At 72.3% G+C, this 20,258-nt stretch carries 21 protein-coding genes; 7 read left to right on the plus strand and 14 right to left on the minus strand.

Annotated elements, in window-relative coordinates:
- Positions 1 to 98 precede the first annotated feature (98 nt).
- Positions 99 to 1,727 (minus strand): cation acetate symporter, encoded by a 1,629-nt coding sequence (locus AB8O64_RS08745; RefSeq protein ID WP_370423822.1) that lies wholly within the window; start codon positions 1,725 to 1,727, stop codon positions 99 to 101.
- 59 nt (positions 1,728 to 1,786) lie between these two features.
- Positions 1,787 to 2,140: a DUF485 domain-containing protein gene (locus AB8O64_RS08750; protein WP_362210991.1), complete on the minus strand. Its 354-nt coding sequence runs from the start codon at positions 2,138 to 2,140 to the stop codon at positions 1,787 to 1,789.
- A 189-nt stretch (positions 2,141 to 2,329) separates the two neighbouring features.
- On the opposite strand from AB8O64_RS08750, the gene AB8O64_RS08755 reads away from it, so the two are divergent.
- Both AB8O64_RS08755 and AB8O64_RS08760 read left to right on the plus strand, forming a co-directional pair.
- Positions 2,330 to 2,527, plus strand: coding sequence for a hypothetical protein (locus AB8O64_RS08755; RefSeq protein ID WP_366685014.1), 198 nt, complete (start codon positions 2,330 to 2,332; stop codon positions 2,525 to 2,527).
- A 242-nt stretch (positions 2,528 to 2,769) separates the two neighbouring features.
- Positions 2,770 to 4,314, plus strand: coding sequence for a S8 family serine peptidase (locus tag AB8O64_RS08760; protein ID WP_370418649.1), 1,545 nt, complete (start codon positions 2,770 to 2,772; stop codon positions 4,312 to 4,314).
- Here AB8O64_RS08760 and AB8O64_RS08765 read toward each other — a convergent pair.
- The gene (locus AB8O64_RS08765; RefSeq protein WP_370418650.1) at positions 4,259 to 5,017 is read right to left on the minus strand and encodes a lysoplasmalogenase; all 759 of its coding nucleotides are present in this window, start codon (positions 5,015 to 5,017) and stop codon (positions 4,259 to 4,261) included. The genes AB8O64_RS08760 and AB8O64_RS08765 overlap by 56 nt on opposite strands.
- A complete protein-coding gene (locus AB8O64_RS08770; protein WP_370418651.1) occupies positions 5,014 to 5,946 on the minus strand; it encodes a sterol desaturase family protein in 933 nt (310 codons plus the stop codon). Before AB8O64_RS08770 ends, AB8O64_RS08765 begins: the two co-directional genes overlap by 4 nt.
- 311 nt (positions 5,947 to 6,257) lie before the next feature.
- Between AB8O64_RS08770 and AB8O64_RS08775 the strand changes: the two genes are divergently transcribed.
- The 3 genes from AB8O64_RS08775 (at position 6,258) to AB8O64_RS08785 (ending at position 10,008) form a co-directional block, all read left to right on the plus strand.
- The gene (locus AB8O64_RS08775) at positions 6,258 to 7,253 is read left to right on the plus strand and encodes a DEDDh family exonuclease (RefSeq protein ID WP_207303871.1); all 996 of its coding nucleotides are present in this window, start codon (positions 6,258 to 6,260) and stop codon (positions 7,251 to 7,253) included.
- A gap of 96 nt (positions 7,254 to 7,349) precedes the next feature.
- Positions 7,350 to 8,141, plus strand: a complete 792-nt coding sequence (locus AB8O64_RS08780; protein WP_370418652.1) for an SURF1 family protein — start codon at positions 7,350 to 7,352, stop codon at positions 8,139 to 8,141.
- Between the two features lie 64 nt (positions 8,142 to 8,205).
- A complete protein-coding gene (locus AB8O64_RS08785) occupies positions 8,206 to 10,008 on the plus strand; it encodes a glycoside hydrolase family 15 protein (RefSeq protein ID WP_370418653.1) in 1,803 nt (600 codons plus the stop codon).
- A 42-nt stretch (positions 10,009 to 10,050) separates the two neighbouring features.
- Here the strand turns inward: AB8O64_RS08785 and amaP are convergent, their stop codons facing one another.
- From amaP to AB8O64_RS08810, 5 genes are read right to left on the minus strand one after another with little or no spacing between them, the layout of a single operon-like run.
- Positions 10,051 to 10,647 (minus strand): alkaline shock response membrane anchor protein AmaP, encoded by a 597-nt coding sequence (gene amaP / locus AB8O64_RS08790; protein WP_370418654.1) that lies wholly within the window; start codon positions 10,645 to 10,647, stop codon positions 10,051 to 10,053.
- A gap of 7 nt (positions 10,648 to 10,654) precedes the next feature.
- Positions 10,655 to 11,293, minus strand: coding sequence for a DUF6286 domain-containing protein (locus tag AB8O64_RS08795; protein WP_370418655.1), 639 nt, complete (start codon positions 11,291 to 11,293; stop codon positions 10,655 to 10,657).
- Positions 11,290 to 11,625, minus strand: coding sequence for a hypothetical protein (locus AB8O64_RS08800; protein WP_370423823.1), 336 nt, complete (start codon positions 11,623 to 11,625; stop codon positions 11,290 to 11,292). Before AB8O64_RS08800 ends, AB8O64_RS08795 begins: the two co-directional genes overlap by 4 nt.
- Positions 11,626 to 11,666: 41 nt before the next feature.
- A complete protein-coding gene (locus AB8O64_RS08805) occupies positions 11,667 to 11,855 on the minus strand; it encodes a hypothetical protein (RefSeq protein ID WP_356454617.1) in 189 nt (62 codons plus the stop codon).
- A 10-nt stretch (positions 11,856 to 11,865) separates the two neighbouring features.
- Positions 11,866 to 12,330, minus strand: coding sequence for an Asp23/Gls24 family envelope stress response protein (locus AB8O64_RS08810; RefSeq protein ID WP_356454619.1), 465 nt, complete (start codon positions 12,328 to 12,330; stop codon positions 11,866 to 11,868).
- 188 nt (positions 12,331 to 12,518) lie between these two features.
- On the opposite strand from AB8O64_RS08810, the gene AB8O64_RS08815 reads away from it, so the two are divergent.
- On the plus strand, positions 12,519 to 13,307 hold the full coding sequence (locus tag AB8O64_RS08815) for a hypothetical protein (protein ID WP_370418656.1): 789 nt from the start codon (positions 12,519 to 12,521) through the stop codon (positions 13,305 to 13,307).
- A gap of 194 nt (positions 13,308 to 13,501) precedes the next feature.
- Here the strand turns inward: AB8O64_RS08815 and AB8O64_RS08820 are convergent, their stop codons facing one another.
- From AB8O64_RS08820 to AB8O64_RS08830, 3 genes are all read right to left on the minus strand, one after another.
- A complete protein-coding gene (locus tag AB8O64_RS08820) occupies positions 13,502 to 14,293 on the minus strand; it encodes an enoyl-CoA hydratase/isomerase family protein (protein ID WP_370418657.1) in 792 nt (263 codons plus the stop codon).
- A 118-nt stretch (positions 14,294 to 14,411) separates the two neighbouring features.
- Positions 14,412 to 14,633 (minus strand): helix-turn-helix domain-containing protein, encoded by a 222-nt coding sequence (locus tag AB8O64_RS08825; RefSeq protein ID WP_030366669.1) that lies wholly within the window; start codon positions 14,631 to 14,633, stop codon positions 14,412 to 14,414.
- Positions 14,634 to 14,967: 334 nt separating this feature from the next.
- The gene (locus AB8O64_RS08830) at positions 14,968 to 16,566 is read right to left on the minus strand and encodes an ABC-F family ATP-binding cassette domain-containing protein (protein ID WP_356454625.1); all 1,599 of its coding nucleotides are present in this window, start codon (positions 16,564 to 16,566) and stop codon (positions 14,968 to 14,970) included.
- 258 nt (positions 16,567 to 16,824) lie between these two features.
- Between AB8O64_RS08830 and AB8O64_RS08835 the strand changes: the two genes are divergently transcribed.
- The gene (locus tag AB8O64_RS08835) at positions 16,825 to 17,241 is read left to right on the plus strand and encodes a VOC family protein (protein ID WP_370418658.1); all 417 of its coding nucleotides are present in this window, start codon (positions 16,825 to 16,827) and stop codon (positions 17,239 to 17,241) included.
- A 142-nt stretch (positions 17,242 to 17,383) separates the two neighbouring features.
- Here the strand turns inward: AB8O64_RS08835 and AB8O64_RS08840 are convergent, their stop codons facing one another.
- Positions 17,384 to 18,829: a hypothetical protein gene (locus AB8O64_RS08840; RefSeq protein WP_370418659.1), complete on the minus strand. Its 1,446-nt coding sequence runs from the start codon at positions 18,827 to 18,829 to the stop codon at positions 17,384 to 17,386.
- A gap of 257 nt (positions 18,830 to 19,086) precedes the next feature.
- Positions 19,087 to 20,220 carry an alpha/beta hydrolase family protein gene (locus AB8O64_RS08845; protein ID WP_370418660.1) on the minus strand — a complete coding sequence of 378 codons (1,134 nt, stop codon included), beginning with the start codon at positions 20,218 to 20,220 and terminating at the stop codon, positions 19,087 to 19,089.
- Positions 20,221 to 20,258: the final 38 nt, after the last annotated feature.

The following is a 20,258-nucleotide window of genomic DNA, read 5'->3' on the forward strand; positions in this document are numbered from 1 at the left end:
CAATTGTTCCGCAGCGTACGCGATGGCCTCGGCCTTCAACAGTTCGTTGACGCGGGCGTACGGACCGGTCCGGGGAGGGGCCGTGGTGATGGGGCGGGTCAGTGCGCTCCGAAGCCGGTCAGGGAGCGGACCTCGAGTTCGGCGTACTTCTTCGCGTCCGGGGTCTCCCGGGAGAGCAGCGATCCCAGCCAGCCGAGCAGGAAGCCGAGCGGGATGGAGACCAGGCCGGGGTTGGCGAGGGGGAAGTAGTCGAAGTCCATGCCGGGGAAAAGCGCCTTCGCATTGCCGGAGAGGACCGGGGAGAAGATCACCAGGGTGACGGAGGAGATCAGTCCGCCGTAGATCGACCAGAGGGCGCCCTGGGTGGTGAAGCGCTTCCAGAAGAGGCTGTAGAGGATCGTCGGGAGGTTGGCGGAGGCCGCGACGGCGAAGGCGAGGGCGACCAGCGCGGCCGCGTTGAGCCGGTGGGCGAAGATGCCGAGCACGATGGAGACCGCACCGATGGCGACGGCCGCGAACTTCGCGGTGAGGATCTCCTCCTTCTCGCTCGTCTTCCCCTTGCGGATGACGTTGGCCCACAGGTCGTGGGCGAAGGACGCCGAGGAGGCGAGGGTGAGCCCCGCGACCACCGCGAGGATCGTCGCGAAGGCGACGGCCGAGATCACGGCGAGCAGGATCGCACCGCCGGTGGAGCCGGCGCCGCCGCCGATCTCCTGCGCGAGCAGCGGCGCCGCGGTGTTGCCGGACTCGTTCGACGCGATGATCTTCTTGGGGCCGACCAGGGCGGCGGCCCCGAAGCCGAGGGCGATGGTCATCAGATAGAAGGCGCCGATGATGCCGATCGCCCAGTTCACCGACTTACGGGCGGCCTTGGCGGTCGGCACGGTGTAGAAGCGGATCAGGATGTGCGGCAGACCGGCCGTGCCGAGGACGAGCGCGATGCCGAGCGAGATGAAGTTGAGCTTGGAGGTGCCGTCCTTGCCGTACTGGAGACCGGGTTCGAGGAAGGCCCTGCCCTTGCCGCTCTCCTTGGCCGCTTCACCGAGAAGAGTGGAGATGTTCCAGTTGAACTTGGTGAGTACGAGGACGGTGATGAGCAAGGTGCCCGCGATGAGCAGGACGGCCTTGACGATCTGCACCCAGGTCGTGCCCTTCATTCCGCCGATGGTCACGTAGAGCACCATCACCACGCCGACCAGGGCGATGATCCAGCGCCTGGAGCCCTCGCCGGTGGCGCCGAGGAGCAACGCGACGAGCGCTCCCGCGCCGACCATCTGGGCGAGCAGATAGAAGATCGAGACGACGATGGTGGAGGTGCCGGCGGCGGTGCGTACGGGCCGCTGCCGCAGGCGGTAGGCGAGCACGTCGGCCATGGTGAAGCGGCCGGAGTTGCGCAGCGGTTCGGCGACGAGCAGCAGGGCGACCAGCCAGGCGACGAGGAAGCCGATGGAGTACAGGAAGCCGTCGTAGCCGAAGAGCGCGATGGCGCCGGCGATGCCGAGGAAGGACGCGGCGGACATGTAGTCGCCGGAAATGGCCAGGCCGTTCTGGAAGCCCGTGAAGGACCGGCCGCCCGCGTAGAAGTCGGTGGCGTCCTTCGTCTGCCGGCCCGCCCAGACGGTGATGGCGAGGGTCGCGGCGACGAAGACGGAGAAGAGCGTGATGATCAGGGTGCGGTGGTCACTGGCGGCCGCGGCGGCGAGCGGCTGGGCCAGGGACAGCCCCATGGCGGGGTCGGCGCTCGCGGCGGAACCGATTCCGCTGCTGACGGCGGTCAGGACGGCACTCACTTCGAGGCCTCCAGACCGGCCTTGAGGGCCTCCGCCTTGGGGTCGATCCTCGCGGCGGCGTGCCGGGAGTACCACCAGGCGATGAGGAAGGTGGTGAGGAACTGGGCCAGTCCGAAGACGAACGCGATGTTGATATTGCCGACCACGATGGTGCCCATGAAATCGCCCGCGAAGTTGGAGAGCAGGACGTACAGCAGGTACCAGGCGACGAAGGCCACCGTGAGCGGGAAGGCGAAGGATCGGTGGGACCGGCGCAGCTCACCGAATTCGGCGCTCGACTGGACCCTGGTGAAGCGGTCGGCGCAATCGGGTTCGTCCGGCTCCTGGGTGATGGTTGGTGCGGTGTCCACGGTCTCTCCTGACGAGGGGGTGCGAGGCGCGAGCCGTCAGCGGTGATCCAGAAGGTGATCCGAGCTTGTGATCCGAATCACGCATCGTAGAGGGGTGCCGTGGTATTGCGACAGAGGGGTGATCGGCGAATTTGACATCAGCCGCCGTTTGAGGCAATACCGCCCGCCCGCCGTGTCGTTGACCCTGATGTGAGCACTGCGCCGACCCCTCCCCCGCCGCCGCCCGGCCGGCGCCCGTTCGGAATCGTCAGGCTGACGGAGCCGATAGCGGCGGTGCGGACCGGCCGGCCGGCCGCCATCCCGACGGCCGGCCGTTGGTACGGGCCACGGGTGCCGCTGCCGCCGCTGAGCATCGACGCACTGCGCGGCCCGGGCATCCCGTCCTGAGGATCCGGGCATCTCCTCCCGAGGATCCGGGCATCCACTCCTGAGGAACGGGCTCCGGTTCCGCCTCCACCATCTGACACCGCGTCATCGGGTTCGGGGCGACGGCGGTATGACGATTTCTCCCGCCCTTTGTTCCAGGAATTCATTGCCGGGGGCCGGAGATCGGCGCTAGCTTCACTCGTCATGTACCCGTCCGTGTGCGGCCTGCACCCGGGTGGTTTTACGGATGATGTGGAGAACCCATGGCTCATCTGCGCTCCAGACGGCGTCACGCCCTGCTGGCCGTCCCCGTCGGACTGGCGCTCACCGCGTCGCTCGGCTTCCTGCCCGGCGCGGCCACGGCCGCCCCGCAGGGCACGTTCGCGGTACAGGCCCCCGTCACCACGGACGGCCCGCAGTTGTCGTACGTGGTCAACACGGACACCGCCCGCGGCACCGTCGCGAAGGTGAAGAAGGCCGTCACCCAGGCAGGTGGCAGCATCGTGGCGGTCTACGACCGGATCGGCGTCATCGTCGCCCACTCCAAGAACCCCGAGTTCGGCAAGACCCTGCGCGCGGTGCCGGGCGTGACGTCCGCGGGCGCCACCCGCACCGCGCCGCTCGCCCCGGCCGCCACCACCGACGTCGGCAAGCCCGAGAAGGTGAAGCTGCCGAAGGCCCTCGCGCAGAGCGCGGCCCGCTCGGCCACCGCCGGCGCGGAGCCGCTGGAGGGCCTCCAGTGGGACCTCGCCGCCATCAAGGCCGACAAGGCCGCGAAGGTCAACCCGGGCAGCAGGAACGTCACGGTCGGCGTCATCGACACCGGCGTGGACGACACCCACCCGGACCTCAAGCCGAACTTCTCCCGGAGCCAGTCGGCCAGCTGTGTCACCGGCAAGGCGGACACCAGCCCCGGCGCCTGGCGGCCGTTCGACCCGGCGGAGGACTACCACGGCACGCACGTGGCCGGTTCGATCGCCGCCGCCCGCAACGGCGTCGGCGTGGCCGGTGTCGCGCCCGGCGTGAAGGTCTCCGGCATCAAGGTCAGCCAGGACAAGACCTCGCTGTTCTACGCGGAGAGCGTGGTCTGCGCGTTCGTCTTCGCCGCCGACCACGGCATAGCCGTGACGAACAACAGCTACTACGTCGACCCGTGGCTCTACAACTGCGACGACGACCCGGACCAGAAGGCGATCCGCGAGTCGGTCGGCCGGGCCGCGAAGTACGCCCAGGACAAGGGCACGATCAACGTCGCGTCGGCGGGCAACTCCGCGCACGACCTGGCGGCCAAGGAGATCAACGACACCTCCAGCCCCAATGACACCAAGCCGCTGCCGCGGAAGATAGACCCCTCGAAGTGCCTCGACGTGCCGGCCCAGCTCCCGGGCGTCGTCACCGTCGCCGCCACCGGCGTGAAGTCGCTGAAGTCGTACTACTCCAACTACGGCCAGGGCCAGATCGATGTGGCGGCCCCCGGCGGCGACCGGTACCAGGTGCCCGGGCTGCCCGCGAAGGACGGCCGCATCCTCTCCACGATGCCGGGCGGCGACTGGGCCTACCTCCAGGGCACCTCGATGGCCGCCCCGCACGTGGCCGGTGTCGCGGCGCTGCTGAAGAGCACGCACCCCAAGTCGAGCCCGCAGGAGCTCCAGTGGCTCCTGAAGGCCCAGGCCGACAACCCGGGTTGCCCCACCGCGTACGACCCCGACGGTGACGGCAAGATCGACGCCACCTGCGTCGGCAACCAGCACGTCAACAGCTTCTACGGCTACGGCATCGTCGACGCCCTGGACGCGGTCCAGGACTGATCCGGACGGTGCGCAAGAGGGGCCGGGCCGCGCCACGCGGCCCGGCCCCTTCCGTCTCCCCGGCCGGGGCGGGCGCCTCGGGCCGCGACAGCCCTTGTGCCAGCAGATACTGGGCGGCGAGATAGGTGAGCATGATCCAGAACTGGGGGGCGGGCGCCTGCGGCCAGTCGGCGATGCCACCCGCGATGAGCGTGTCCGACAGCAGGAACAGCGCACCGCCCGCCCCCGCCTGCGGCCCCGCGCGGGTCGCCCCGCACGCCATCGCGGTCAACAGCAGGCTGTAACAGGCGACGGGCACCCGCAGCCCCGTCTCCAGGTCCGGCCACAGCACCAGCACGACACCGAGCCAGGCAACCCCGTACGCGCCCGCCAGGCCGTACGCACGGGCCCCGCCGGCAGCCCCGTACCGGGCGAACAGCGCCAGATAGCAGACGTGCCCGACCGCGAACGAGCCCATGCCCAGCAGGAAGACGGTGTCGCCGCCGATCTGCAGCAGCGTGTCGCCGCCGCACCCGAACAACAGCGCGGCGACAAGCAACCGGGGACCGCCGAGGGCGACGACTCGGGCGGCGAGCAGCGGCATCAGCACGGGCTTGGTGGCCTGCGCGACGGCCGGGACACCGGCGGCGAGCGCGCACAGGTGGACGACGGCGACGGCGGCGAAGGCGATCAGCAGTGCGCGGTGCGGGTGGAGCCGTCTCACGCGACGCGCTCGGGGGCGGCGGCCCGGGACCCGGGCGCCTGTGCGTCGCCGGGCGCCACCTCCCCGGTGGGCGGCTCCCCGGTGGGCGACAGCCGGGCCGGTTGCCATCCCGGCCCCCGGAACACCCGCCCGGCCCGCTCGCGCCAGCCCCGCGCCGCCCGCAGATCGCGGGCGATGGCGGCGTACTCGTGGGTGGCGACGCGCAAGGGGTTGTAGGTGTCGATGTTCTTCGTCAGGCCATAGACCGGACGTTCCCCTTCCGGTACGAAGGAGCCGAAGAGCCGGTCCCAGACGATCAGGATGCCGCCGAAGTTGCGGTCCAGGTAACCGCCCTGCGAGGCGTGGTGCACCCGGTGGTGGGACGGTGTGTTCAGGACGTATTCGAAGGGCCGGGGCAGTCTGCCGACCCGCTCGGTGTGCACCCAGAACTGATAGACGAGGTTCGCCGACGAGCAGAACGCCACCGCCGCGGGATGCACGCCGAGCGCGATCATCGGCACATAGAACGGCCACACGGTCAGCGAGGTCCACGGCTGGCGCAGCGCGGTGGTGAAGTTGAACTTTTGGCTGGAGTGGTGCACCACGTGGCAGGCCCACAGGATCCGCACGACGTGGTGCCCGCGGTGCGACCAGTAGTAGAAGAAGTCCTGGGCCAGCAGCATCAGCGGCAGCGTCCACCACAGCACGGGGACGCGCAGCGGCGTGAGTTCGTAGATCCCGGCGTAGACCGCGACGATCGGGATCTTCCACAGCGCGTCGAAGGCCAGACTGCCGAGCCCCATGCCGATGCTGGTCGCCGCGTCCTTCGCGGCGTATCCCGCGGCGCCGCTCTCCTCGGCGGGGTGCAGCCGATAGCTCACCAACTCCAGCACGGTGAGCAGGACGAAGGCCGGTATGGACCACAACACGACATCGGGAAGGTGCGGCATGGCCGCACCATAAACGCGCCACGGGCCGTGCCGCTAGGGGTTGTTACCGCTGGGTACCGGTCAGTGTTACCCGGGGTTCCCGCGGCGGGGCACCGGTGGGGCGGAGCGGGCGGGGGCCGGGGGCCGGGCCGGCGTCGGCGGGTCGTCGGCCGCGGTCGGTGTCCATCGTCCGGGTGACGGAGGTGTACGGGACGGGCCCCGGCCGGCCCCGACCCGGCCTCGAACGGAGTGGAACACGTCACATCGGCGGGGTCTTTACGGGTCCGGGGCCGGGCCCGCGCTGTCAGTGCGGGCCCGTATTCTCTGTGACCATGCTCGAAGACCGCGCCGCCGCCGAATCGCCGACCCCGTGGCCGACCGCGTATCCCGACGGATACGCGGTCGTCGACGTGGAGACCACCGGGCTCGCCCGGGACGACCGGATAGTGTCGGCCGCCGTCTATCAGCTGGACGCCAGAGGCCAGGTGGAGGACCAGTGGTACACGCTGGTCAACCCCGAGCGCGATCCGGGGCCGGTGTGGATCCACGGTCTCACCACCGAAGTCCTCTCCGGCGCGCCGCTCTTCCCGGAGATCGCCGGTGAGCTGGCCGCGCGGCTCGACGGCCGGGTCCTCGTCGCGCACAACGCCGCCTTCGACTGGTCGATGCTGGCCCGTGAGTTCGCCCGCGCGCGGGCGACCGCGCCCGTGCGGCAACGGCTGTGCACCATCGCGCTCTCCAAGGAGCTGCGGCTGCCGCTGCCCAACCACAAGCTGGAGTCGCTCGCCGCGCACTACGGCGTCGTGCAGCAGCGCGCGCACCACGCGCTGGACGACGCGCGGGTGCTCGCGGAGGCGTTCCGGCCCAGCCTGCGGCTGGCGGCGCAGGCCGGGCTGCGGCTGCCGCTGCTGGCCTGCCAGCCGCTGACCGAGTGGTCCGACGGGCCCGCGCGTCCGGCCACCGTCGGCTATCAGCCGTCCTACCGGCAGTCGACCTGGCGTGCGAGCCGTAAGCGGCCCGCGTGCCCGTACCCCAACCCGGGCCGTTACGAACCGGGCGAACAGCTCATTCAGGGCATGCGGGTGGCGTTCTCCGGCGACACCTCGATCGACCGCGAGCTGCTGGAGGACCGTGCCATCGATGCCGGGCTGCACATCGCCACGAGCGTCTCCCGCCTCACCAGCCTGCTGGTCACCAACGACCCCGACTCCCCCACGTCCAAGACCACCAAAGCCCGTTCGTTCGGCACCCCGGTGATCGACGAGGCGGCGTTCATGCAGCTGCTGCTGCACGTCACCCCGGCCCCCGGTACGTCCGGCGGCTCCTAGCGGACAACGGCGGGCCCCGATCGCGACGCGGGCCGGACGGCACGGCGGCGGCACCCGATGACCGGGGGGCGAACCACGCCAGGTACCGTCAAATGTGTGTATCGCTTCCTGTTGTCCCGGCAATGGGTGATCCTCACGCTCGTGGGGCTCGCCCTGATCCCGGTGATGATCAAGCTGGGCTTCTGGCAGTACCACCGCCATGAGCACCGGGTCGCCCGGAACGACCAGGTCGCCCAGAGCCTCGCCGCCGACCCCGTCCCCGTCACCCGGCTCGCCGCACCCGGCCGCCCCGTGCCGCACGACGACGTCTGGCGCCGCATCACCGCGAGCGGTACGTACGACAGCAAGGGCGAGGTCGTGGTCCGGCTGCGCACCGACGCCGACGGCAACCAGGGCTATTTCGTCCTCACCCCGCTGGTGCTGGACAACGGCCAGGCCCTCCTCGTCAACCGCGGCTGGATCCCGGCCAACGGCGAGCTGACGAAGCTCCCGCACATCCCCCCGGCGCCGAAGGGCAAGGTCTCTCTCGTCGGCCGGCTGCGCGCCGACGAGACCACCGGCAGCGGCATCAAGGACACCGAGGGCCTGCCGGACCGCCAGGTCATGCTGATCAACAGCGAGCAGCGGGCCAAGGCGCAGCACCGGCCGTTCCTCGGCGGCTACGTCGAACTCGTGGGGCCCGCTTCCGAGGGACAGCCGAAGCCCGTCCCGGCGCCGAACCACAGCGAGATCGGCCCGCACATGGCCTACGCGGTCCAGTGGTGGCTGTTCTCCGGCTTCGTGCCCGTCGGCTGGTTCATTCTCGTCCGCCGTGAGCGACGTGACCGCGCCGCCGAGGCCGCCAAGGCGGCGGACGGGCCGAGCGCCGGGGCCGCCGCCGTCGCCTAGCCGGCTGCCTCCCTCGCGGAGTAGCCCCGGAGTAGGTCCCCCATGATCAGGGAAGACGCTTCGCGTGGCACCACTCATCGAGGACTACGCGCTCATCGGCGATCTGCAGACCGCCGCCCTGGTCGGTCGCGACGGATCCATCGACTGGCTCTGCCTGCCCCGTTTCGACTCGCCCGCCTGTTTCGCCGCGCTCCTGGGCGACGAGGAGAACGGCCACTGGCGGCTGGCCCCCCGGGGCGCCGGACCGTGCACCCGGCGTGCCTATCTCGAGGACTCCCTCATCCTGGAGACCGTCTGGGAGACGGAGACCGGCACCGTCAAGGTCATCGACTTCATGCCCCAGCGCCACCGCGCCCCCGACATCGTCCGCATCGTCGAGGGCGTCAGCGGCTCCGTCGACATGCTGGGCGTGCTGCGGCTGCGCTTCGACTACGGCAACGTCGTCCCCTGGGTCCGCCGGGCCGACGGCCACCGGGTCGCCGTCGCCGGGCCCGACTCGGCGTGGCTGCGCAGCGAACCACCCGTGCGGACCTTCGGCAAGGGCTTCAGCACCCGTTCGGAGTTCACCGTCGAGGCCGGGGACTCGGTCGCCTTCGTGCTGACCTGGCACCCCTCGCACGAGGCCCGCCCCGATCTGATCGACCCGCACGAGTCCCTGCGGCACAGCCTGGAGGACTGGCGCGAGTGGGCCTGCCGGTGCCGCTACCAGGGCCCGTACCAGGACGCGGTGATGCGTTCGCTGATCACCCTCAAGGCCCTCACCTACGGGCCCACCGGCGGCATCGTCGCGGCCCCCACCACCTCCCTGCCCGAGGACATCGGCGGCGTCCGCAACTGGGACTACCGCTACTGCTGGCTGCGCGACTCCACCCTCACCCTCGGCGCGCTGCTCTCGGTCGGCTATCTCGAGGAGGCCGCCGCGTGGCGCAACTGGCTGCTGCGCACGGTCGCCGGGGACCCCGCCGACCTCCAGATCATGTACGGCGTCGCGGGCGAGCGCCGGCTGCCCGAGACGGAGCTCTCCTGGCTGTCGGGCTACGAGCGGTCCGCCCCGGTACGGGTCGGCAACAGCGCGGTCAACCAGCTCCAGCTCGATGTCTACGGCGAGGTCATCGACTCCCTCTACGTCGCCCGCCGGGGCGGGCTCAACGCCAAGCCGCACGCGTGGAGCGTTCTGCGGGTGTTCATGGAGTTCCTCATGAAGCACTGGCGCGAGCCCGACGAGGGGATCTGGGAGGTGCGCGGCCCGCGCCGGCACTTCGTCCACTCCAAGGTGATGGCCTGGGTCGCCGCCGACCGGGCCGTGCGCATCCTGGAGTACGACCCGAAGCTCAAGGGCGACCTCGACGGGTTCCGGCGGATGCGGGACGAGGTCCACCGCGAGGTCTGCGAGAAGGGCTACGACCCCGAGCGCGGCACGTTCACCCAGTCCTACGGCTCCACCGAGCTCGACGCCGCCACCCTCCTCATCCCCCGCGTCGGCTTCCTGCCGCCCGACGACCCCCGGGTCGTCGGCACGGTCGACGCGATCCGCCGGGACCTGACCCATGACGGGCTCGTCCGGCGCTACACCGTCGACGGCAAGGCCGTCGACGGGTTGCCCGGCAATGAGGGGACCTTCCTCGTCTGTTCCTTCTGGCTGGTCGACGCCCTGCATCTGACCGGCCGGCGGAAGGAGGCCCGGCGCCTGTTCGAACGGCTGCTGGATCTGCGCAGCGATCTCGGTCTGCTCTCCGAGGAGTACGACCCCGTGGCCCGGCGGCAGCTCGGCAACTACCCGCAGGCGTTCAGCCACATCGGTCTGGTGACGAGCGCGCTGCTCCTCGACGCGGAGGGGTGCGAGCGGCCCGACGTCCGTAACGACTGAGGCGGCTGAGACGGTCTGCGGCCGGCAGCGGTCGCGTCCGTCTCAGCCGACCCGCTCCGCGCGGTGCCGGACCGCCCGGAGCCGGACCTCCGCCGGGAGCCGGACCAGGCCCGCGGAGGCCCGGGCGTGGGTCAGGGCCTCGGTGTACAGCCGGTGCAGGGCGGAAGCGGGAGTGGCGTGCGGGGCCAGGGTCAGACCGACGCGGGCCTCGGGGGCCGTCCGGCTCCCGCTCAGGGCGACGTGCGCCCGGTCGACCCCGTCCAGCGACTGCGCCTCGGCGGCCAGCACGCTCTCCAGGGCGTGGCCGCGGACGAGCGCGCCCTCTCCGTCACCGCTGTCGACGAGCACCTCCCGCAGCCGGCGCCGCCGCGACTGTACGAGCAGCCACCACAGGGCGAGCAGCACGGCGACCGCGAGGGCGGCGATGACCGCCGGCCACCACCAGCCCGCCGACCGCCACTTCCGGCGGTCGGCGCGGGCGAGCAGCACATCGCGCGGCCCGTCGAAGGGCCATGCGGACGGCAGGGTGATGTGCCAGTGCCGTTGCAGGTCCAGGGCGCCGATCAGTACCGCGGCGCCGAGCGCCAGCAGCAGCACGCCCGCCAGTCCCACGAGCACCCGGTTGACGATCCTCAGCATCGCGCGCTCACCTCTTCACCGGGCGGCTCACCCGGACCGACAGCCGCGGGTGCCGGGCGAGCCCCAACTCCCGTACGCCGTCGGCCAGTACCGTGTCGACGTCCGTCCGTACCTCCTCCAGGTCCCTGAAGTGCGCGAGGGCCCGGGTCCTGATCCGGTGCCGGCCCACGTCGACCCGTACGGACTGCACGCCGGAGACCTCCATGACCCGGTCGCGGAGCACGAGCGCGGCGGCCCGCCGGTCGAGCCCGGCCCGTACGTCGGGGGTGTCGCGCCGCATCGGCAGCACCCCGCGCAGGCCCGGTGTGACGGCGAGGACGAGCAGCCACAGCCCGATCGCCACGGCGGCCACCGCGCCCCCGATCACGAGGACGTCGTCGAGGGGCCGGGTGGCCAGTTCGCGCGCGAGGCGCCGACGCCAGCTCATGGCAGGCCGGCCCGCCCGGACGGCCGCCACGTCGTAGAGGAACACCCCGGCGGCGCCCACCACGACGAGCGCGACGAGGGCGGCGGGCAGTCGGCGCGCCGACCAGAAGCGTCCGGCGCGGCCGCCGTCGTCGGGGGCCCGCTCGGCAGCCGCCTCGGCGCCCTCGGCGGCACTCTTCTCCAGCGTCGGGGGGCCGCCGCCCGGCTCCGGGCCGCTCATCGGACCCGCCCCGCGTCCGCGCCCAGCGTCTGCGGCGAGTGCAGTCGCTCCACCGTGACCGCCACCTCGGGGACCTCCATGCCCACCAGCCCCCGCACCCGCTCGACGACCCGGCGGCGCACCGCGCCGCACTGGGCGCCGATGTCACAGGGGTACCCCAGCTCCACGAAGACCCGCACCCGGGCGGAGTCGTCGCGGACGACCACCGACGCGTGTGGGGGCGCGTGGGCGTCCGCCGCCGCGGCGCTCAGCGCCTCCCGTGCCGCCTGTGAGGCGATCTTCGCGACCACCCGGTCGGCGATGTGGGTCGCACCGCGCTCAGCCGGTTCCACCACGCGTCCTCACCGCACCCCTCGCCGCGCCGAACGCGCCACTACCGTCGCCCCTCGCGGTCCCTCGTCCGGAAGAGATCGCCCGGCTCCAGGTCCCCGTCCAGGAACCGGCCGGCCACGAACCCGAAAGCGCCCAAAGCCGCCACCAGCAGAAACGCGCCGAACCCACCGAAGTACCCGGCGAACCCCAGCGCCATGCCGGCGATCAGGCCGACCACGGCCATGTTCATCGTGTGCTCCCTACTGGAGCCTCGGCTCCGGCTCGTCCTCTTCTTCGTCCGGCAGCTTCACGTCGCTCACGGCGATGTTGACCTCGACGACCTCCAGGCCCGTCATGCGTTCCACCGCCGAGATGACGTTTTCCCGCACGGAGCGGGCCACATCCGCGATGGCGAAGCCGTAATCCACGACGATCTCCAGATCGAGCGCGGTCTGGACCTCGCCGACCTCGGCCTTCACCCCGCGGCTGACGGACTTGGCGCCGCCGGGCACCCGGTCGCGTACGGCACCGAAGGTGCGGGAGATGCCACTGCCCATCGCGTGGACGCCGACCACGTCACGGGCCGCGAGTCCGGCGATCTTCTCCACGACGCCGTCGGCGATGGTCGTCCGGCCGCGCTCGGCCGGTGCGGCCTTGGGTTCCTTGGCCGAGCCGCCGGGGCCACCCGGGCCCTCCGGCCGGTTGCGCTGTGCGGTGTCGGTCATCGTCAATCGCCTCTTTCCCGAGGGGAAGGAAAAACGTTCGCCGGTCCACTTGCCACCCTAAGCGCGGTCGGCCGAACCTGCTCCGGTGAAGAGGCGAACGGAAGGCGTACCCCCGCCATTCGGGTGGCTCACCCGGCCGCCGGCCCGTCCGTACGGCAGGCTGGTCCCGCTGACGACGGACTTCGGGAGTGACGGTGGCCGCGGACCGGTTGACACAGGCGGTACGGCAGCAACTCGGGCTGGGCAGGCTGCTGCCCCTCGGCGGCGTGGCGGACGGCGCCTGGATCACGGAGTACGCGGCGGTGGGCGCGCTGCGACGGGCGGCTTCGGCCGCGCTGCCGGGGGTCCGGCTCGGCACGGTCCGGCTCGCGCTCGCCGATCCGGCCACGGCGGTGCCCGCGGCGGTCCCGGCCCCGCCGAGTGCCCTCCCGGCGGGGCCGCTGCGCCTGACGGCGGACTTCGCGGCCACGGTGGACGAGCCGCTGCCGGCCGTGGCCGGCCGGTTGCGCGCGGCCCTGTGGTCGGCGGGGGCGGAGACGCTGGGGCTGGACCTCGACGCGGTGGATCTACGGGCGACGGCACTGCTCGACGGCCCGGAGGCCGTCGGGAGCGCGGAGGCCGTGACGGCGCCGGAGCGCCCGGCCGATGCGGAATCCGGTAGACAGTCCGGTGCGGAGTCCGGTGCGGAGGACGAGGGCTTCGCCGCCCGGGTGGTGCGGGCCGTGCCGGGCGTGGCCCGGCTCGCACCGGTGCTCGGCGGCCCGGCCCACGCCGTGCGGATCCGGGACCGCACGGACGAGGAGCCGGGCCGTCATACGCAGGTCCAGATCGCGGTGACGGAGGGCCGGCGCGCCCTCGACGTCACCGCGGCGGTCCGCGAGGCCGTCGCCGTGGCGACGGCCGACGGCGCCCCGGGGCCGGTCACGGTCGCCGTCGTGGTGACGGCCGTCGACCCGGCCGGGAGGACAGCGCGCTGACGCCGCGGGGGTCCGGACCACCCGCCGGTATGCCCGCTGGTGCACCCGCGCCCCGGGACCGGTCACCCTCGCGGTGACGGCCATCTGCCCCCTCGGGAGAACGGCGCGCTGACGCGGCGGCGGTCCGTACCACCCGCCGGTGTGCCCGCGCGCCGGGGCCGGTCACCGTCGTGGTGACGGCCGTCGAGCCGTCCCTACTCCCCCACTCCCGCCAGGTCACGCAGCCGACGGGCCTGGGCCGCGCGCTCCGCCGTGCGCTGCTCGTCGTAGCCGCGGCCGGCGGCGTCGCGCAGGAGCGCCTTGGTCTCGACGACCGCGTCGCGCGGGGCGGCGAGGAGGGCCGCGGCCAGGTCCTGGGTGGCCGCGTCGAGTTCGGCGGCCGGGACGACCAGATTGGCGAGGCCCGTGCGCTCGGCCTCGTCGGCGTGCACGAAGCGGCCCGTGGCGCAGATCTCCAGCGCGCGGGCGTAGCCGACCAGCGACAGCAGCGGGTGCGTGCCGGTGAGGTCGGGCACCAGGCCCAGGCTGGTCTCACGCATCGCGAACTGCACGTCGTCCGCGCAGACCCGCAGGTCACAGGCGAGGGCGAGCTGGAAGCCCGCACCGATCGCATGGCCCTGCACGGCCGCGATGGAGACGATGTCATTGCGCCGCCACCAGGTGAAAGCCTCCTGGTAGGTGGCGATCTCGGCGTCCAGCGCCTCGTCCGAGCCGCGCGCCAGATCCATGAACGACGGCTCGCCGTCGAATCCCTCGGGCGTGAAGGCCTGCCGGTCGAGGCCCGCGGAGAAGGACTTGCCCTCACCGCGGAGGACCACGACCCGCACGCTGCCCGGCAGCAGCCGTCCCGCCTCGGCCAGTGCCCGCCACAGCGCGGGCGACTGGGCGTTGCGCTTGGCGGGGTTGGCGAGCGTGACGGTGGCTACCGCGTCATCGACGGTGAGCTGTACGCCGTCTTGGTCGAGCAGAGTCTTGGGGGCAGTCATGGGGGCCTCCGAACCAGCCGCAGTCACAGTTAAGTTGACTGCACAGTAACCACCCGGTCGACTGCTCGACCGACCGGGTGGCACTGCCCACAACGACGGTGCCCCATGGTGCGTGGCGTCAGGCCGAGGCGGCCTTCTTGCCGCGCGTCGCTCCGCCGCGACCTCGCAGGATCACGCCGGATTCGCTGAGCATCCGGTGGACGAAGCCGTAGGAGCGACCGGTCTCTTCGGCCAGCGCCCTGATACTCGCACCGGAGTCGTACTTCTTCTTCAGGTCTGCCGCGAGCTTTTCGCGCGCGGCGCCGGTTACCCGGCTGCCCTTCTTCAGAGTCTCGGCCACCCGTGCCTCCTCATGGGAGATGCGCTCTTGTCTCTCATGATCACCCCTAGGCGGCCTCCTGGCCACCCATTCGGCAAGGTCGATGCCAGGAGGTTTGCGCGATTTCCCGCATTGAAGGGCCTCGGAACAGCCGATTCCGAACATCTGCGCCCGTACGACCGTACGGGTGGTGCGGCGAAGAGGCAGGTCAGAAGGGGCCTCGTCACCACCGGCGCGAACGGCGCCCGACACCCGGGGCAGCGCGTGCGCCGGAGTGCCGGGCGGCATGGTGGTACGAGCCCTACTCACTCAGATGATGGATCACGTGTCGGCCGAATGATCCATACGCAGTGGATCAGGCCAGCGCGACCAGGTCGCGGTAGTCCGGGCCCCACAGGTCCTCGACGCCGTCCGGCAGCAGGATGATCCGCTCGGGCTCGAGGGCCTCGACGGCCCCCTCGTCGTGAGTGACGAGGATGACGGCGCCCTTGTAGGTGCGCAGGGCGCCGAGGATCTCCTCACGGCTGGCGGGGTCGAGGTTGTTGGTGGGCTCGTCCAGGAGCAGCACATTGGCGGACGAGACGACCAGGGTCGCCAGCGCGAGACGGGTCTTCTCGCCACCGGAGAGCACACCGGCCGGCTTGTCGACGTCGTCGCCGGAGAACAGGAACGAACCGAGCGTCTTGCGGACCTCGACGAGGTCCAGGTCGGGCGCGGAGGAACGCATGTTCTCCAGCACCGTGCGCTCGGGGTCGAGCGTCTCGTGCTCCTGGGCGTAGTAGCCCATCTTCAGGCCGTGGCCCTCGATGACCTGCCCGGTGTCGGGCTTCTCGGCGCGGGCGAGCAGGCGCAGCAGCGTGGTCTTGCCGGCGCCGTTGAGACCGAGGATGACGACGCGGGAGCCCTTGTCGATGGCCAGGTCGACGTCGGTGAAGATCTCCAGCGAGCCGTAGGACTTGGAGAGGCCTTCCGCCATCAGCGGGGTCTTGCCGCAGGGCGCGGGCTCCGGGAAGCGCAGCTTGGCGACCTTGTCCGAGACCCGTACCGCCTCCAGGCCGGACAGCAGCCGCTCGGCGCGCCGGGCCATGTTCTGCGCGGCGACGGTCTTGGTGGCCTTGGCACGCATCTTGTCGGCCTGCGAATTGAGGGCCGCGGCCTTCTTCTCGGCGTTCTGGCGCTCGCGCTTGCGGCGCTTCTCGTCGGCCTCGCGCTGCTGCTGGTAGAGCTTCCAGCCCATGTTGTAGATGTCGATCTGCGAGCGGTTCGCGTCCAGGTAGAAGACCTTGTTGACGACGGTCTCGACGAGGTCGACGTCGTGGGAGATGACGATGAAGCCACCGCGGTAGGTCTTGAGGTAGTCGCGCAGCCAGACGATGGAGTCGGCGTCGAGGTGGTTGGTCGGCTCGTCGAGGAGCAGGGTGTCGGCGTCCGAGAAGAGGATCCGGGCCAGCTCGACGCGGCGGCGCTGACCACCGGAGAGGGTGTGCAGCGGCTGGCCGAGCACCCGGTCGGGCAGTCCGAGCGCGGCGGCGATGGTCGCGGCCTCGGCCTCGGCGGCGTACCCGCCCTTGGTCAGGAACTCCGTCTCCAGGCGCTCGTACTTCTTCATGGCCTTCTCGCGGGTGGCGCCCTTGCCGTTCGCCATCCGCTCCTCGTTCTCCCGCATCTTGCGCAGGACCGAGTCCAGCTCACGCGCCGAGAGGATGCGGTCGCGGGCGAGGACGTCGAGGTCACCGGTGCGGGGGTCCTGCGGGAGGTAGCCGACGTCGCCGGAACGGGCGATGGTGCCGGCGGCGGGGACGCCCTCGCCCGCGAGGCACTTGGTGAGGGTGGTCTTGCCCGCGCCGTTGCGGCCGACGAGGCCGATGCGGTCGCCCTTGGCGATGCGGAACGAGGCGTTCTCGATGAGGATGCGTGCGCCGGCGCGCAGCTCGATGCCAGAGGCGGTGATCACGGGGGACTACTCCAGGGCAGATGGGACGGCGGTGGGGACGGGCTGGGTCGCTATGACGCCGTCTAATGCACGAGGAGGAAAGCCATACGACCAGTCTAGCGGTGTCGCGCAAGCCGGATTTCTACAGAGCCCGGGCGGGGCCGCCTGCGGGCGCGCAGCGAAAGGGGCGGATATGGGGTGATTCATCGATACTCGGGGTGGACGGCCCCCCGCGACGACTGGTCACCCGGTCACCACGACACCCGAGGAGTGATCGTCATGGCAGCTGCCCCCACGGGCCCGCCGACCCTCTACCCGACGCTGCTGTACCGGGACGCGAAGGCGGCGATCAAGCAGCTCACCGAGGCGTTCGGCTTCACCGCGGCCGCGGTCTACGAGAGCGAGGACGGCACCGTGCTGCACGCCGAGCTCACCTACGGCAACGGCATGGTGATGCTCGGCTCCAAGGGCCGTAAAGGCGTGTTCGCCGAGGCGATGGCGGAGGGCGGGCCGACCGGCGTCTATGTGCTCGTCGAGGACACCGACGCCCACCACCGCCGGGCCGTCGAGCACGGTGCGGAGATCCTGATGCCGCCCACCGACCAGGACTACGGGTCCCGGGACTATCTGGCCAAGGACGCCGAGGGCAACGTCTGGAGCTTCGGGACGTATGCGCCGTTCGGCGCCGGGGGGTAGGGGGCGTCTGCCGACGGCGGGTCGTCCTGCCGACGGCGGTCGTCTTGCCGCCTGCGGCGGCGGGCGCCCTGCGGGCGCGTCCTCAAGCGCCGGACGGGCTTGTTGTGGCTGAGCTCAGCCGACCGCCCGCCCGGCGACATGCCTACGCCCCGCCCCGGTGGACCTGGAACGCGGCGCGGCGGACCGCCTTGGCGAGGGCCGGGTCCGGGTGGGCTGCGGCGAGAGCGACGAGCACCTGGACGGTGCGGGGGTGGCCGACGGCGCGGATCTCGTCCAGCAGGCCCGGCACGGTGCCCTGCACGGCCGAGTCCAGGTGGCGGACCAGCAGCCGGCTCTCGCCGTGGTCGGCGACGGCGGCGGCGGTGTCCACCCACAGCCAGGTCGCCTCCTCCCGGGTGAGGACCTCGGCGGCCGCCTCCTCCGGGTCGTGCCCCTCGTGCTCGGCGAGCCACAGCAGCGCGTACGGCCGCACGCACGGCTCCAGGGCCGCCGCCCGTACGGCGGGCTCGGCGGGCGCGCCCACCGCGCGCAGCGCCTCGAAGGCGAGCCCGCGGACCAGCGCGTCGTCGCCGCGGGCCGCCTCCAGCAGATCGTGGACGGCGCTGCGCACGGGCCGCGCGGCGAGCCAGGCCCGGTACTCGGCGCGGGCGGGGCCGGGGCTGAGGTCGGCGCAGCCGCGCAGCATGGCCTCGGCGGACAGCTCGATGTTCCCGGCGGGGCTCTGGGCGGCGACGCAGATCCGCTCGAGCTTGACCCAGACCGCCCAGTTGCCGAGGGGGGTCAGGAGGGCTTCGCGGGTGTCGCCGGCGACCGGCGCGTCCTGCCCGTCCCGCATGACCAGTGCCCCGACCGAGGCGAGCCCTTCGAGGGCCCAGTCGAGCAGCCCGGCCAGCGGGTCCGCCACGCCCGGTGCGGGCGGTGTGGGTGGTTTGGGCTGGGGCCACACGGCGGGGTTGCCGTAGGGGACCTCGCAGCGCTCGGCGCGGATCTCGGCGACGCGCTGCTGGAGGATGTCGAGGAGCATCGCGACGGAGACCGGGCCCGCCGAGAGGTGCATGACGGACAGCAGCTGCGGGGCGGCCTCGACGACCTCGGCGGCGATGGTCGGGTCCGTCCCGGCGGGTTCCGGGTGGGCGAGGGACCAGGCGTCGAAGAGGGCGACCCAGCCGCGCAGCACGGCGCTGTCGTCCCGGTCCCAGGCCTGCAGCCGCCAGCCGGGGCGGGCGGTGTCGCCGTGGAGTTCGACGAGCCCGGCGAGACGGGCCCGGTCCCAGTCGGCCCGCACCTGCCGGTCGGTGAGCCTGAGCGCGTCGGCGGCCCGCCCGGCCGTGTCGTCGCAGAGTCCGCCGGCCTCGCCGGGCCGCAGCGAGGTGCCACGGCCGCATTCGGCGGCCACCCAGCGGGCCAGCCGGACGGCGCCGGTCAGGCCGCCTCTGGCCTGCCGGGCGAGTTCCGTCGGCGCGGGGGTGCCCGCGGGCGGTCGGGGCGCCGGTCGGGAGCCGCGATTCGCCACGGCCCGGCGGGCAGCGGCGATCGGCTGTCGGGGGACCAGTCTGAGCCGGGAGTCGCGCGGAGTACGGGACGTCACAGGAGCAGTCTTGCCGTTGACGCTCCGAAAACCCAATCGGGATCAACTATCCGGCCGTTCAGGGCCGGTAACCGGCGGTACGGAATCCTTTCCTCCGGCTACGGGGGCCGTCACGGAGGCCTCTCGACGCCCTCGCGTCCCTCGTTTTCGGCCCGGGACCGGACCCGGGACCGGAATCGGGTCCGGGCCCGTGTCCGCCTCGGATCACGTCTGACCGAGCGAGGTTCACGTCCGCTCACGTCAGATCGGGCCGGTCGTCAGAGCAAGGGGATCAGGAAGCGGCGCAGCGCCTCCTCGTAGCCCGCGGGGTTCGCGTTCCACATCCCGGCGTGCGGGGCGTGCGGGACGGTGTGCGGGTGGATCAGCTCCGGTCGGCGCGCGATGAGCGCCCGGGAGTGCTCCCAGGGCGCCAGGGTGTCGCCGGGGCCGTGCACGAGCAGGGCCGGGACGGTCAGCCGGGCGGGGTCGGTGGCGGTGATCAGCCCGCCCGGGGCCAGCCCCGTGCGGCCCTGGGCGGCCCGTACGGCGAGCGGGAGCAGCGCGGCGGGGACCCGGCGGGTGGCGGCGAAGGAGCGCAGCAGCAGGGGCCAGTCGAGGACGGGCGAGTCCATGACGAGTCCCACGACGCGGTGGCACAGCGCGGAGTCCAGGGCGGCCAGCAGGGCCATGGTGGCGCCGGTGGACCAGCCGTGCAGGACGACGCGGCGCGCGCCGTAGCGGAGGGCGTAGCGGATGGCCGCGTCGAGATCGCGCCATTCCGCAGCACCGAATCGGCTGATTCCGTTCGTCGGGCGGGGGGCGCCGGGGTCGCCCCGGTAGGCGACGTCCAGGACGGGGACCCGCAGGGCGCGCAGGAACGGCATGACGACCATGGGGTGCTCGCGGGTGGCGCCGATGCCGTGCACGGTGATCACCCAGGTGTCGCGGGGGCCGGGCACGAACCAGGCGGGCAGCGGCCCGAGCTCGCCGGGCACCTCGACGTCGGCGTGGTCGAAGCCGAGGGCGTCGCGCGGGTTGCCGGAGTAGACCTGCGGGGTGAGCCACGCGCGCGTGCCCGGCAGCACCATGCCGTGGTCGACGCGCTCCAGGCGGCGTACGACGCAGTCGGCGGGGTGCTCGTCCCCGACGACGGGGCCGACGACGGCGTGCAGGCCGCGCGCGACCAGTCCGTACGTCCCGGGGCGCTCGCTGGCGAGGCTGCGGGTGAGGGTGACCGTGCCGTCACCGGTGGCGTGCACCGTCAGCCGTGGTTCGCCGGGCGGCGGGCGGCCCGGCGCGGGCTTGAGGGCGGCGTCGCTCGCGTACCGTCCGGCCGCCAGGGCGGCCGCTCCGGCACCGAGTACGGTCGTGGCGGCCGTGCGGAGAGGGGCCGCCGCTGTACGCGGGCGCATCCCTTCCAGTGTGTGGGGCCCCGGCGTCCCCGGCCAGT

The sequence above is a fragment of the Streptomyces sp. QH1-20 genome, from assembly GCF_041283565.1.
Taxonomy (GTDB): Bacteria; Actinomycetota; Actinomycetes; order Streptomycetales; family Streptomycetaceae; genus Streptomyces; species Streptomyces syringius.